Origin of the sequence: Acetobacterium wieringae (assembly GCF_026646375.1) — a bacterium.
GTDB classification, from domain to species: domain Bacteria; phylum Bacillota; class Clostridia; order Eubacteriales; family Eubacteriaceae; genus Acetobacterium; species Acetobacterium wieringae_A.
Genome location: NZ_JAIPPU010000006.1, coordinates 36,814 through 49,937, shown reverse-complemented (window position 1 = coordinate 49,937; position 13,124 = coordinate 36,814). Strand labels below are relative to the sequence as shown.

14 protein-coding genes and 1 tRNA gene are annotated in these 13,124 nt (G+C 40.0%); 14 read left to right on the top strand and 1 reads right to left on the bottom strand.

Annotated features, from left to right (window positions below; all coding sequences use genetic code 11):
• Positions 1-16 precede the first annotated feature (16 nt).
• From Q7P33_RS07175 to acsB, 8 genes are all read left to right on the top strand, one after another.
• On the top strand, positions 17-664 hold the full coding sequence (locus tag Q7P33_RS07175) for a DUF3786 domain-containing protein (RefSeq protein ID WP_303868811.1): 648 nt from the start codon (positions 17-19) through the stop codon (positions 662-664).
• The gene (locus Q7P33_RS07170; RefSeq protein WP_303868810.1) at positions 664-1,320 is read left to right on the top strand and encodes a DUF3786 domain-containing protein; all 657 of its coding nucleotides are present in this window, start codon (positions 664-666) and stop codon (positions 1,318-1,320) included. Before Q7P33_RS07175 ends, Q7P33_RS07170 begins: the two co-directional genes overlap by 1 nt.
• A 185-nt stretch (positions 1,321-1,505) precedes the next feature.
• Complete coding sequence (acsD, locus tag Q7P33_RS07165) at positions 1,506-2,441, top strand: acetyl-CoA decarbonylase/synthase complex subunit delta (protein ID WP_250933428.1); 936 nt, start codon at positions 1,506-1,508, stop codon at positions 2,439-2,441.
• A gap of 19 nt (positions 2,442-2,460) precedes the next feature.
• Entirely contained in the window at positions 2,461-3,801 is a 1,341-nt protein-coding gene (gene acsC, locus Q7P33_RS07160; RefSeq protein ID WP_303868808.1) for an acetyl-CoA decarbonylase/synthase complex subunit gamma, read from the top strand.
• A gap of 74 nt (positions 3,802-3,875) precedes the next feature.
• Positions 3,876-4,661 carry a carbon monoxide dehydrogenase/acetyl-CoA synthase methytransferase subunit gene (gene acsE, locus Q7P33_RS07155; RefSeq protein ID WP_070372462.1) on the top strand — a complete coding sequence of 262 codons (786 nt, stop codon included), beginning with the start codon at positions 3,876-3,878 and terminating at the stop codon, positions 4,659-4,661.
• A gap of 284 nt (positions 4,662-4,945) precedes the next feature.
• The gene (gene cooS / locus Q7P33_RS07150; RefSeq protein ID WP_303868806.1) at positions 4,946-6,844 is read left to right on the top strand and encodes an anaerobic carbon-monoxide dehydrogenase catalytic subunit; all 1,899 of its coding nucleotides are present in this window, start codon (positions 4,946-4,948) and stop codon (positions 6,842-6,844) included.
• Between the two features lie 26 nt (positions 6,845-6,870).
• Positions 6,871-7,656, top strand: coding sequence for an AAA family ATPase (locus Q7P33_RS07145; protein WP_148636695.1), 786 nt, complete (start codon positions 6,871-6,873; stop codon positions 7,654-7,656).
• A 72-nt stretch (positions 7,657-7,728) separates the two neighbouring features.
• Positions 7,729-9,897 carry an acetyl-CoA decarbonylase/synthase complex subunit alpha/beta gene (acsB, locus tag Q7P33_RS07140; RefSeq protein WP_250936289.1) on the top strand — a complete coding sequence of 723 codons (2,169 nt, stop codon included), beginning with the start codon at positions 7,729-7,731 and terminating at the stop codon, positions 9,895-9,897.
• 156 nt (positions 9,898-10,053) lie between these two features.
• Here acsB and Q7P33_RS07135 read toward each other — a convergent pair whose 3' ends face one another.
• The gene (locus Q7P33_RS07135) at positions 10,054-10,503 is read right to left on the bottom strand and encodes a hypothetical protein (RefSeq protein WP_303868804.1); all 450 of its coding nucleotides are present in this window, start codon (positions 10,501-10,503) and stop codon (positions 10,054-10,056) included.
• Positions 10,504-10,560: 57 nt separating this feature from the next.
• Between Q7P33_RS07135 and Q7P33_RS07130 the strand changes: the two genes are divergently transcribed.
• The 6 genes from Q7P33_RS07130 to Q7P33_RS07105 all read left to right on the top strand — a co-directional run bounded on the left by Q7P33_RS07130 (position 10,561) and on the right by Q7P33_RS07105 (position 12,973).
• On the top strand, positions 10,561-10,719 hold the full coding sequence (locus tag Q7P33_RS07130) for a hypothetical protein (RefSeq protein WP_303868802.1): 159 nt from the start codon (positions 10,561-10,563) through the stop codon (positions 10,717-10,719).
• Between the two features lie 157 nt (positions 10,720-10,876).
• Positions 10,877-11,074 (top strand): CooT family nickel-binding protein, encoded by a 198-nt coding sequence (locus Q7P33_RS07125; RefSeq protein WP_070372466.1) that lies wholly within the window; start codon positions 10,877-10,879, stop codon positions 11,072-11,074.
• A 3-nt stretch (positions 11,075-11,077) separates the two neighbouring features.
• Positions 11,078-11,500 carry a DUF3842 family protein gene (locus Q7P33_RS07120; RefSeq protein ID WP_303868800.1) on the top strand — a complete coding sequence of 141 codons (423 nt, stop codon included), beginning with the start codon at positions 11,078-11,080 and terminating at the stop codon, positions 11,498-11,500.
• Complete coding sequence (locus tag Q7P33_RS07115) at positions 11,501-11,719, top strand: hypothetical protein (RefSeq protein WP_303868799.1); 219 nt, start codon at positions 11,501-11,503, stop codon at positions 11,717-11,719.
• A gap of 214 nt (positions 11,720-11,933) precedes the next feature.
• Complete coding sequence (locus tag Q7P33_RS07110) at positions 11,934-12,755, top strand: D-alanyl-D-alanine carboxypeptidase family protein (RefSeq protein ID WP_303868798.1); 822 nt, start codon at positions 11,934-11,936, stop codon at positions 12,753-12,755.
• A 141-nt stretch (positions 12,756-12,896) separates the two neighbouring features.
• Positions 12,897-12,973, top strand: a tRNA-Arg gene (locus Q7P33_RS07105).
• Positions 12,974-13,124 lie beyond the last annotated feature (151 nt).

The following is a 13,124-nucleotide window of genomic DNA, read 5'->3' as shown; positions in this document are numbered from 1 at the left end:
AAACAGGAGATTTTAAATGGAAAATACCTTACGGGATGAAACCGCAATTGAAGAAAAAAGAAAAGATAAAATACCCTATGAGCATTACAAGGGCTTGTTAAAAGACCTTGATCCTCAAACTGTTGCTAAAAACAGTACCTGTCCCTTTGATGAAAAAGGGAGCTTCTTTACCGCCACTTTGATGGGAACCCCATACAAGGTTGCCTATCCTCAGGGAGATGTGACGGATATGGATGGACAGGACTTTGATAATTATAAACTAAAAACCATGATTTTGCGCTATCTGATCAATGCCAAAGGGATTAAGGCTACCGGCGAAAACATTGCCTATCGGGATGTTTCCGGCGGAAACATTTACTATCCCTGCTTTGAGGGGCGCTGTTTAAAACGGTTTGCCTTTACCTTTAATTATAATCTTGAGGGGTTAAAAAAAGCGATGGCAATTCTGGGTGCTGAACCCCAAAGTATTGGGGATCTCTCCTGGCGGTTTGAGGTCATCAATAATATGTTCATGACTGTAATTCTTTGGATTGGTGATGATGAGTTTCCACCCGAAGCACAAATCTTGTTTGATGCTAATTTTCCCAGTGCCTTCAGTGCTGAAGATATGGCTGTTATGGGCGATATTTTTATTCCGGCACTTAAAGAACTCAGTAAGAAATAATGAAGCAATCAAAATTACTGGATATTGATCCCCATTTTTCGGAGAGTAGTTATGTCATTAATCGTGATTTATTTATAAATTACGATCCCGGCGAGATGAGTAGAAGCTCGTCTTGCCCCTATAATCGGGAAAATGGACGATTTGAAATTACGGTTCTGGGAGAAACTTATTTTGTCGATTATCCCAGTGGAGTGGTTCGCAACGCACAAGGTGAAGAATTTGATAACTACTCAATCAAAATTTTTATTCTCAGATATTTAATGAATGCCAACGGAAAAGAAGCCACCAACGAGTGGATTAGTTTCAAAGAATTTCCGGATGGCCCGTTATATTATTCCAATTTTCACAAACGCTGCATTCAAGTTTTTGCACAAATAGGCAACGAAATGCCAGAACAACTAAAGAAATATATGAGCAGGCTACAAGCGGTTCCCTATAATAAAGGTGACCTTTCCTGGCAGTTCACAGTGACACCTGGAGTGGATATTGTCTGGATAGTGTGGTTTGGTGACGATGAGTTCGAAGCTGAAGCGCAGATATTGTTCGACAAGAAATTAACAGATGTCTTTAACATCAAAGATCTGGCAATTTTAGGTGATGTTTTGATGATTTCGTTGAAAACCTTTACTTTCTCTTTAAACTCTAAAAAAAATTAAGATAAATTTTAGAAAAATGCCGAAAATTAATTGACAAACTTTTAACTAATATAGTACAATCTGTGTATACTTATATATACAGGTAAAAAGCTGTAGAATATGTAATGGTTTTAATTTGGTTTTAAAGTCTTGAACTTTGAAATAAATATTTTGAAAAAAGGTAACAGGTTAGGAGGAAACAAAGAATGCCATACAAAAAAGCAGAACAAAAATTTAGTGGCAAGATCAACGTATGTGAGATAGGTGTTGGAGATGCAGCTATCAGCATAGGTGGAGAAAACTCATTACCATTTTTAGGTACTGAAGGGTTTAAAACTGCGGTTGGTATCGCAATTTCAGACACAACTGACGAGTGGGCAGATTGCTTCAAAGCTCTTTACGGAGATGATTTGAAAAACCCTGCAGCGTTAGCAAAAGCAGCAGTAGAAAAATCAGGTGCTGATTTCCTATTAGTTAAACTTGAAAGTGCAGATCCAAACGGCGCAGACGCATCAGTTGAAAGCTGTGTTGCAACTGCCGTAGCAGTAGAAGCTGCAATTGACGTACCTTTAGTAGTAGAAGGATGTAAAAACGGCGAAAAAGATGCTAAGTTATTAGAAGAAGTAGCTAAAGCTCTTGAAGGTAAAAATGTCGTTTTATTCTCTGCAGTAGAAGACAATTACAAGACAATTGGTGCTGCTGGCGGAATGGCTTACGGCCAAAAAGTATCAGCTGAATCTGCAGTAGATATCAACCTTGCAAAACAATTAAACATCTTATTAACACAACTGGGTGTTAAGAGCAAAGATATTATCATGGATGTTGGAACAGCAGCAGCCGGTTACGGTTTTGAATATGTTGCTTCAACCATGGATCGTATTCGTTTAGCCGGCTTAGGTCAAAACGATGAATCCTTACAAATGCCAATTATGACCAATGTTTCTAACGAAGCATGGGGCGTAAAAGAAGCGGTTTCCACAATTGAAGATGCACCAGAATGGGGCGATCAGGAAGCACGTGGTATCGGTATGGAAGTAGCAACAGCTTCTGCTTGTGTTGTTGGCGGATCAAACGCTATCATCGTAAGACATCCAGAATCAGCTAAAACCGTTAAAGCTTTAGTTGCTGGAATCATAGGTTAGGAAAGGAAGGCGAATACAAATGGCAGTAAAAGGTTTAGATATCTTTAAACTCACACCAAAAACAAACTGTAAAGAATGTGGTTTCCCAACATGTATGGCTTTCTCAATGAAAGCTGCTACTGGCGGGGTACCTGTAGAAAAATGTCCATACATCTCAGAAGAATCTAAAGAATTATTATCAGAAGCTACAGCTCCTCCAATGAAAACCATCAAAGTTGGTTCTGGCGATACAGAAAAAGCTCTTGGCGGCGAAACTGTATTATTCAGACACGAAAAAACTTTGGTTAATAAAAACCTGTTTGCAGTAGAATTATCAGATGCTATGAGTGACGCTGATGTTGATGCAGCTTGCGCTACATTACAAAAAATTAACTATGACCGAATCGGCGAAATGATGTTCGTTGAAATAGTTGCCGTTCGTTTTGCAGCTGATGCAGCTAAATTTGCAGCACTTGTTAAAAAAGTAGCTGACTGTGGCAAAATTCCAATGATCGTTACAACTGATGCTGAAGTAGCAAAAGCAGCGGTTGCAGGTGCTGGCGCAGGCGCAATTATCATGGGCGCAACCAAAGATAACGCCGCAGCAATGGTAGACGTAGCTAAAGCTGCAGATGCTGTTCTTGGTGTTTCTGCAGACAGTATTGAAGCATTACACGATTTAGTTGAAGAAATCGAAAAAATGGGTTACAAAAACCTGGTATTAAATGTTGGCGAAACTTCAATCAAAGAAGCTTACGCAAATGCAGTTGATATCCGTACTGCAGCAATCAAAGGTAATGACCGTACATTCGGATATCCTTCAGTTGTATTTGCAAACAAATTAGCACCAGCTAATATCAATCTGCAAATTGCTTTAGCATCGGCTTTCGTTCTTCGTTATGGTTCAATCATCGTTATGGACGAAATGGACTTCAACGCTGCTTTACCACTGTTTGGTTTAAGACAAAACATCTTTACCGATCCTCAAAAACCAATGCGTGTTGAACCGAAGGTATATGAATTCAACAAACCAACAGGCAACGATCCAGTTCTTGTTACTGTTGACTTCGCACTGTCTTACTTCGTTGTTGCCGGTGAAATCGAACGATCTAAAGTTCCTGCTTACCTGGCAATTCCAGACGCTGGTGGTTATTCAGTACTTACTGCTTGGGCTGCTGGTAAATTTGGCGCTGGCGTTATCGCTAACTTCATTAAAGAAGCAGACGTTGCCAGCATGACTACTTCTCGTAAGTTAATCTTACCTGGTAAGGTTGCTGTTCTTCAAGGCGACTTAGCTGAAGAACTTCCAGACTGGGAAGTTATTGTTGGACCAAACGAAGCGATGCAATTACCTAAGTTCTTAAGAGACATGCAAGCATAAATAATATCAATCTGTGCCCGGAGTTAACTTCGGGCACACCTAAAATATTTTTTTCAATTTGAAAGGGGAACAATATGTCAAAATTCATGGTTATTGGTGAAAGAATTCACTGTATTTCTCCAGCAATTCGTCAGGCATTCGCAGATAGAAATCCAGAGCCAATTCTTTTAAGAGCAAAAGAACAATTAGATGCTGGTGCAGATTATCTTGATTTAAACATCGGACCTGCTGAAAAAGGCGGCGAAGAATTAATGCAATGGGGTGTAAAATTACTCCAGGAAAACTTTGATAACGTACCAATCGCATTGGATACAGCCAACATGAAAGCAATCGAAGCTGGTATTCAGGTTTATAACCGATCAAAAGGTAAACCAATCGTAAACTCAGCTGATGCTGGCGATCGTATCGAATACGTTGATTTAGCAGCTGCTAATGATGCGATGGTTATCGCTCTTTGCTCTAAAGAAGGTGTACCAGGAAGCAATGACGAACGTATTGCATACTGTTCAGAATTATTAGAACGTGGTATGGAACGAGGAATGGAACCAACAGATTTACTGTTTGACCCATTATTCATTGTTATCAAAGGAATGCAAGATCAATTAGGTGATGTATTAGAAGCAATTCAAATGATCACTGATATGGGTCTGTTAACAACTGGTGGTTTAAGTAACGTATCGAATGGCGCACCAAAACACATCCGTCCATTATTAGATAGCGCTACAGTTGCTATGGCAATGCAATGTGGATTCAGTTCTGCTATTGTTAATCCTTGCGACAAACGATTAATGGAAACCATTGTTGCTTGCGATATTATCAAAAATAATATCCTTTATGCCGATTCAGTACTTGAGTTCTAGAAATACCTTTATAAATTAACAACAGGTATTTGAAAATACTCATAAAAAAAAGCCCCCGACCACAATTCATCACTTGCCGCACAAGTTAAGATGAAAGTCAGGAGCAAACAACTATGTATAATGTATCACTCACCTACATTGTATAACATTTAACAATGTTTGTAAAGGGTAATTTGATTATTTTTTTCGATATGATAAAACTTTTTGCAAATCCGTAAAAATTATCTATTATACGAAACAGGTGCGTTGATATAAATTATAAAATTTAGAGAGGTAGAAAAAATATGAGCAATGAAATTTTAAACTACGATAAGGTCGCTGAAGCTTCCCTTGCGAAAGCTCAGAGAGATGGCGCAGAAACAATGTGGGATCGCCGTGCTGCACAAAAAACCCAATGTGGTTTTGGGGAAGCAGGGGTATGTTGCCGAATTTGTGCAATGGGTCCATGTCGAGTCAGTCCAGTTCCTGGAAAAGGTGCTGAAAGAGGTATTTGTGGAGCGAATGCAGACACAATTGTAGCAAGAAACTTTGCCAGAATGGTTGCTGCAGGTACATCTGCTCACTCGGATCATGCCCGTGATATTGTTCATGCAATGCATCATGCTTCTGCAGAAGGTCCATTTAAAGTACGTGATGAAGCAAAATTACGTCGAATTGCTAAGGAATGGGATGTTGTTGATGCTGATACCAAAGAAACTTACGCATTAGCACATGAAATGGCTGAAATTGCCCTTGAAGAATTTGGTAAACCATTTGGAACTCAACGTTTCTTAAAACGTGCACCAAAAGATCGTCAGGCTGTATGGGCTAGAGAAGGCATTGAGCCACGAGCCATTGATCAGGAAGTTGTAACATTAATGCACTCAACACATATGGGTTGTGCTGCAGACTATGAAAGTATTTTCCGACGTGGAATGAGAACTGGGATGTCTGATGGATGGGGTGGTTCCATGATCGGAACTGAATTCTCGGATATTCTTTATGGAACACCAACTGCAAGAGCATCTTCTTCTAACCTGGGTGTTATTGATGCTGAAATGGTTAATATCCTGATCCATGGTCATGATCCTAACCTTTCTGAAATGCTTGTATTAGCTGCTCAAGATCCAGCAATGGTTGAAATGGCTAAATCTGTTGGTGCTAAAGGCATTAACATCGTTGGGATGTGCTGTACTGGTAATGAAATGACCATGCGACATGGTATTAAAATTGCCGGAAACTTCTACCAACAAGAAATGTGTATTATTACTGGTGCGATGGAAGCGGTTGTCGTTGACGTTCAATGTATCTTCCCAGCTCTTCCAGAACTGGCTAAAACTTACCATACACGATTCATCAGTACATCACAAAAAGCAAAAATCGCTGGTGATATGTACATTGAATTCTCTGAAGCAACTGGCTTAGAAAATGCTGCTGAAATCGTAAAAATTGCGATCAATAACTTCCCGAATCGTGATGCTTCCAAAGTAGAAATTCCAGATATTAAACAAGATACAATGGTTGGTTACTCTGTAGAAGAAATCATTAACCATTTAGATAAAGTTGTTAACTCTCAATTAGAAGATGGTCTGGGAACAGTTAAACCATTAACTGACGTTATCTATGCCGGGGTACTTCGTGGAGCTGCTGGTGTTGTTGGTTGTAATAACCCTAAACAACAACATGACTATGCGCATATTACAGTTATGGAAGAACTGATCAAACGTGATGTTATCTGTGTTGTTACTGGTTGTGCTGCTCAAGCTGCTGCTAAAGCTGGTTTATTAACATTAGAAGCAAAAGAAAAATGTGGTCGAGGACTGTTAGAAGTTTGTGAACGTGTAAACATTCCACCAGTACTTCACATGGGTTCTTGTGTAGATATCAGCCGTATCCTTCACTTAGTAAACCTTTGTGCAGATTTAAAAGGAATCGATCCAGCTTTATTACCAGTCGTTGGTATCGCACCAGAATGGATGTCAGAAAAAGCGGTAGCGATTGCTAACTATGTTGTTGGTTCTGGTATCAATACTTACTTGGGAGTTATTCCACAAGTATTGGGTTCACCAAACTTCACAAAACTGATGACAGAAGATGTTCAGGAATTCATCGGTGCCCACTTCGTATTCGAAAAAGATCCAATTGTCATGGTTGATAAGATCATGGAAGATATTGAAGCAAAACGAGTTGCATTAGGTATCTAATTATATAAAGATAGACAGGTGATAAAATGAAAATAGCATTAACAGGAAAAGGCGGGGTTGGAAAAACAACCATCTCAGCAAGTTTGAGCCGATATTTTGCCGACCAGGGATATAATGTGTTAACAGTTGATGCTGACCCCGATGCCAATCTTGGTCTTGCCTTAGGCATGAGCGAAGAAATGATTGCCAGTATTGTTCCTATTTCTGAAATGAAAGACATGATTGAAGAACGTACTGCTGCCGATACCGGTTCTTTTGGTTCAATGTTTAAAATGAATCCAGAGGTTGCTGATATTCCTGACCGTTATGCCAAGGAATTTAACGGTGTCAAATTACTGACAATGGGAACGGTCGATACCGGTGGATCAGGTTGTGTCTGCCCTGAGCATGTGCTTTTAAAGATGCTGATGAGCCATCTGGTTTTGTACCAAAAAGATGTAGTCATCATGGATATGGAAGCTGGTATTGAACATTTGGGTCGAGGAACCGCTGGCGCTGTCGATGCATTTATCGTTGTTGTCGAGCCGGGTGTCCGCAGTATTCAAACGTATCATAAGGTTAAATCCATGGCTACGGATATTGGTGTTAAACAAGTTTATGTTATTGGAAATAAAATCCGGAACGACGGAGATATCGCCTTTCTTACCGAAAAAATCGGAGCTGAAAACATTATTGGTTTCTTAAACTACCGTGATGCGATTTCAGAGTCTGACCGAAACAACAAGTCACCCTATGACGATCCTGTCATGAAGGAAGACATTGCCAATTTAGGTAAGCGAATTCTGGAAATTGTGCAGGAAAAAAAGAAATAACGAGTTTTTAATAAAGCAACAAAAATCTAATGTTAATTGAACGAATCTAAGGAGGAAAAAGTCCATATGAATATGAATCTTTTTGATATTGTTTACGACGGTCAAGCCCAGTATCAGCAACGTGCTGAAGAAATGGTTGCCAAAGTCGTTGCTGAAAAGGGAAAAGAAACACCGGTAAAATTCCCCGGTACTGCTTACGCTTTACCATGTATCTATGCCATCACCGGTAAAAAAGTTACCAACGTAGGTGAATTGGAAGAAGCGTTAGAACTAGCAAAAGCTAAGATCAACCGTACGAATTACCTGCAACAAGGCTTAGATGCTGGTACATCTGCTGCAATGTGTGCGGAAATCATTGAAGCAGTTAAATATGTTTATGAAGATCTTCCATATGCAGGTCGTGCAGTTGAAGATTTAAATACAACTGATGTTCGTTACTTAGGACATATCACTGATGCTGAAGTTCGTAACTTCGGTGTGCCACTGGTTACTGACGACATCCCAGGTGTTGCTGTTATTATCGGTGAATGCAAAGATGCTGAAATGCTTGCTAGCATCGTTAAAGATTACCAGGGCAAAGGTTTATTGACCTTCATGGTTGGTAAAGTAATTGACCAGGCGATCGAACAAAAAATCAAAATGGGTATCGACCTTCGAGTTATTCCTTTGGGATACGAAATCGAATCTGTTATCCACGTTGTATCTGTAGCGTTACGTGCCAGCTTAATCTTTGGTGCAACACCTCCTGGCGACTTCCTGGCTCACAGAACGTATACTAAAAACCGTGTTAAAGCATTTGTTAATGTATTTGGACCATGGGACAATAAAATTATCGCCGCTGGTGCAGCTGCAATCGAGTTAGGCTTCCCAGCAGTTACAGAAACATACATCAATGAAGTACCAACCTTATTATTAAACCAACCAGATAACAGCAAAGTTGTTGCTACTTCTTTAGAAGCCCGTAACATCAAAATCAAAGTTACTGAAATCGACTGTCCAGTTGCTGTTTCTTCAGCCTTCGAAGGTGAACGAGTTCGTAAAGATACAATGTTTGCTGAATTCGGTGGAAACAAAACTGAATGTTGGGAACTTGTAACAACTGGTGATGTTGCTGAAATGGAAGACCACAAAATTACTGTGGTAGGACCTGACATTGATGACGCTATGTTCGAAGGTAAAGACGTTGTTCGTCTGCCAATGGGTGTTGTTGTTAAAGTTGGTGGCAAAGCAATGCAAAAAGACTTTGAAACCGTACTCGAAAGACGTATCCATTACTTCACAAACTATATTGAAGGCGCAATGCATGTTGGTCAAAGAAATATTGCATGGATCCGTTTAACAAAAGAAGCATTTGAAAAAGGCTTCCGTTTAAGACACATCGGTGAAGTTTTATATGCAAAAATGCGTTCTGACTTTGATAAAGTTGTTGACAAATGTGAAGTTACCATTTACACCAATGCAGAAGATGTAAAACGTCTTGGCGAAGAACTGGTTAAACCGATCTATGCTGAACGTGACGAACGAATGGGCGCTCTGACAGATGAAAGTGTTGATGAATTCTACACCTGTCTGTTATGTCAATCATTTGCTCCAAGCCATGTTTGTGTAGTAACACCAGAACGTTTAGGTCTTTGTGGTGCTGTTTCCTGGTTAGATGCTAAAGCAACTAAAGAATTAGACCCAACCGGACCTAACCAACCAATCGTTAAAGGCGAAGCTATTGACGAACGTTTAGGACGTTGGGATTCTGTAAATGAAGTAGTTGCAAGAGATTCTCAAGGTGCTGTTGAAGCAGTTACACTGTACTCAATCCTTGAAGATCCAATGACATCTTGTGGTTGTTTCGAATGTATCTGTGGTATCATGCCAGAAGCAAACGGTGTTATCATTGTAAACCGTGAGTTTGGCGATACTTCACCAGTTGGTATGACTTTCGGTGAATTGGCTTCAATGACCGGTGGTGGTGTTCAAACTCCAGGCTTCATGGGTCATGGTCGATTCCTGATCGGTTCTAAAAAATTCATGTCAGCAGAAGGCGGTTTACAACGAATCGTTTGGATGCCAAAAGAATTAAAAGACGATGTTGCAGAACGTTTAAATAAAGCAGTTAAAGAAATGACCGGAATTGAAAACTTCGCAGACATGGTTTGTGATGAAACAATTGCCAGCGATTCTGAAGCAGTATTAGAATTCTTAGAATCAAAAGGACATCCAGCTTTAGCTATGGATCCAATTATGTAATTAATTTTGACGCCGTCAAAATAAAGACATGCCTGAAGGCAGAACACAGTCGTGTTCTGCCTTTTTTTAACCTAAACATAAATCTATGCAGTTTAGAATAATTCAAAATAGCTATAGTTTTATTAAGAAATTGATGCTATAATTATTAAAATAAGATCAACAGGAGGAAACAATATGTGTAGCAATAAAGAACAACACAGCCATGGTGAGCATCATGCCCATGAAGAAGGCCATCCTCATATAGGTGGAGCCCAACACGAACATCAACATGCGCATCCTCATACTGGGGATGAAGGTCATGAACACATTCATGAGCATAATCACGAACATGGTCACACACACAGTCATCCCCACAGCGATGACCATGATCATGGAAGCGAGCATACCCACACTGCAGAACATGAGCACGAACACACGCATAATCACGCCCATCCCCACCCTCATAAACATGAGCACGCACATGGACATGAAAGTCAGGCCCATGTACATGGCCATGATCATCCCCACGGTCACGATCACTCGCACAGCCACGATCATCCTCACCCTCATGTTCACGGTGACGGTCATTGTGGACACCACAATAAAAACGGCGCTGGTTGTTGCCATGGTGGTGACATCGAAAATAAAGATGTTGAAATTCTAGGATTACTACTGGATCATTGGGTGGCACACAATCAGGATCATGCCATGGAATATAATACCTGGGTTGAAAAAATGAATCGACTGGGAAAAAATGATGTTGCCGAGTCCTTAATCGAAGCGATAGCACTGATGAGTGAAGCCGATAAGCATCTGGTGGCAGCAAAAAAAGAGTTAGGCTAAATAACTCTAAAATTTTAAACGACTTGAGTAGTGCGGATTAAACGAATCGCGATAAAACTCGTGTCAAAAGCGCATAAAAAACCAGTTGCCCCCTGACTTGTGTTAGGGGGCAGTCTATGTTAAAATAACCTCAATTAGAAGAAAGGAGACTGAGAACATGTGTGAATCTTCAGCTTATATGATCACTCCTGAAGGAGAAACTAAAATTATGGACTATGTTGTTGATATCGTTCCAAATGAAGATGGCAGTTTAACCCTGTCGGATTTATTGGGTGGTACAAAAATTGTTCAAGGGAAATTAAAAGAAGTAAAGCTTCTTAACCACAAAATTATTATTGAAGGAACAACGGTCTAGACGATGAACATAGTAGTGCTAGACGGCATGGGAGGAGGCATTGGCTCTCGAATTGTGGGTATTTTAAAAGATGAAATACCACCATATATTGAAATATATGGTTTGGGAACCAATGCGCTGGCCACTGCGGCGATGTTAAAAAAGGGCGCTAATAAGGGCGCTACTGGCGAAAACGCCATTGCTGTTACCGTTAAAAAAGCTGATTTTATCATCAGTTCAATTGCAATGACCATTCCAAACTCGATGATGGGAGAAGTCACTCCGAAAATGGTTGAAGCCATTGGAAATAGTGATGGATTTAAAATCTATATTCCGATTCTACCGGAAAATCACCATATTGTTTCACTGGAGGAAAAACCTCTACTACTTCAAATTCGTGAAGCAGTATCCTTGATTAAAAAAGAGCTCAATTTGGGAGAAGTTTAGATGGAGGCTAAATTAAATATGGATAAAGAAGCCGATATTTTCAAGGTGTTTCTTGCTCATTGGATTAATCACACCGGAGACCATATTGCAGGCTATCAGGAATGGGCCGATAAATTGCAGGGAACATCAAAGGATAATGTGTCCCAGGAGATTTTTATAGCGATCGCTAAAATGCGAGAAGCGCAAAAGAAGATTATGGAAGCGAAAATGCGCTTTTAATAACAAATAAATAATTGCATAAAACTGATTATTTCCATGCTTGAAGGCAGGACTTTTTGTTCTGTTTTTTTTTATGGCATCGAATCAAACGTGTAAATTGTGATGAGTCCCCGGAAGAATATGATATTCTACCGGGGATTATTTCATAAAAAGTTATGCGAATTTTTAGAGATGGTGTATAATAAAACGAATACAAAAAGAAGAAGGTCAAAAAATGCGAATCAAAGATAAAAAACGTTTTATAGTTGCATGCGGTGGTCTGGCGATCATTCTGATTCTTTCTATTTCAGTTTTGACTCTCGGTTTTTGGAATCGTAACGAAACCCAGTCAGAACTAACGAACCAGAAAAATTCGCAGGCATCAACGGCTCAAACAACAAATACAAAAACAGAGGCTGATCCGGCTACATCAACTCAGACGGTTGAAACTCAACAACCGGTACAGACCGAAACAAAAAACACAGCAGTAGTAAATGGAACGGGGACAGACAGTATTACGACACTGGTTAATAAAAATCACAGTATCACCGCCAGCTATATCCCCAGCGATCTGGTCACGGTTGATTTACCGTCAACTCGTGATACTCAACTGCGAAGTGTCGCTGCTGATGGACTGACGAAACTGTTTAAAGCGGCGGAGGAATCTGGTCTGGAATTGTACTGCTGTTCAGGGTATCGTTCGTATGAAACGCAGTCTGAGTTATATGCCTGGAATGTGGATACATATGGGGTTGACGGGGCTGAACTGGTGAGCGCCCGACCGGGTATGAGCGAACATCAACTGGGTTTAGCCATGGATGTCACCAGTGCGTCTGTCGGTTTTGATCTGTTAGAGAGTTTTGGTGCAACACCAGAAGGTCAATTCATCAAGGATAACGCCCATAAGTACGGGTTTATTATCCGCTATCCTCAGGGTAAAACCGATATTACCGGTTACGCCTACGAGCCCTGGCATTTACGCTATTTGGGTGTAGATGTGGCGACGGCGATATATAATAGCGGAAAAACCATGGAAGAATACTACGGTACCAATTAAGGTTAGTTAAAAAAAATATATACACAAAAAGGATATCATTCGGGTATCCTTTTTTTAAAATTTAGCGCTTATCTTAAGACAGTTCTGAGAAAAACTATTTTCAAAGGATTAATTGTCTGATATAATAAGCAAGTGTTTTGTGCGCCCGTAGCTCAGGTGGATAGAGCAGTAGTTTCCTAAACTGCGTGCCGGAGGTTCGAATCCTCTCGGGTGCACCATTTGAATCTGACGGCGAAGGCCGTTTTTTTTGTACGGTATTTATTATTTCCGTTTGATTGACAGTCGTATGTAAATAATTAATTAAATAAGTAAGAAACGGTTGCAAAGTATGACAACAAGGTTTATACTTCATAGAGTTATTAAGCGGCA

Coding starts and splice junctions, on each gene's coding strand:
- Q7P33_RS07125 (WP_070372466.1), top strand. CDS start 10,877: ATGTGTGAATCTTCAGCTTATATGATCACTCCTGAAGGAGAAACTAAA.
- acsC (WP_303868808.1), top strand. CDS start 2,461: ATGGCAGTAAAAGGTTTAGATATCTTTAAACTCACACCAAAAACAAAC.
- Q7P33_RS07135 (WP_303868804.1), bottom strand. CDS start 10,503: ATGGCAACAACCAGCGCCGTTTTTATTGTGGTGTCCACAATGACCGTC.
- acsB (WP_250936289.1), top strand. CDS start 7,729: ATGAATCTTTTTGATATTGTTTACGACGGTCAAGCCCAGTATCAGCAA.
- Q7P33_RS07115 (WP_303868799.1), top strand. CDS start 11,501: ATGGAGGCTAAATTAAATATGGATAAAGAAGCCGATATTTTCAAGGTG.
- acsE (WP_070372462.1), top strand. CDS start 3,876: ATGTCAAAATTCATGGTTATTGGTGAAAGAATTCACTGTATTTCTCCA.
- Q7P33_RS07110 (WP_303868798.1), top strand. CDS start 11,934: ATGCGAATCAAAGATAAAAAACGTTTTATAGTTGCATGCGGTGGTCTG.
- Q7P33_RS07120 (WP_303868800.1), top strand. CDS start 11,078: ATGAACATAGTAGTGCTAGACGGCATGGGAGGAGGCATTGGCTCTCGA.
- Q7P33_RS07145 (WP_148636695.1), top strand. CDS start 6,871: ATGAAAATAGCATTAACAGGAAAAGGCGGGGTTGGAAAAACAACCATC.
- Q7P33_RS07175 (WP_303868811.1), top strand. CDS start 17: ATGGAAAATACCTTACGGGATGAAACCGCAATTGAAGAAAAAAGAAAA.
- Q7P33_RS07170 (WP_303868810.1), top strand. CDS start 664: ATGAAGCAATCAAAATTACTGGATATTGATCCCCATTTTTCGGAGAGT.
- cooS (WP_303868806.1), top strand. CDS start 4,946: ATGAGCAATGAAATTTTAAACTACGATAAGGTCGCTGAAGCTTCCCTT.
- acsD (WP_250933428.1), top strand. CDS start 1,506: ATGCCATACAAAAAAGCAGAACAAAAATTTAGTGGCAAGATCAACGTA.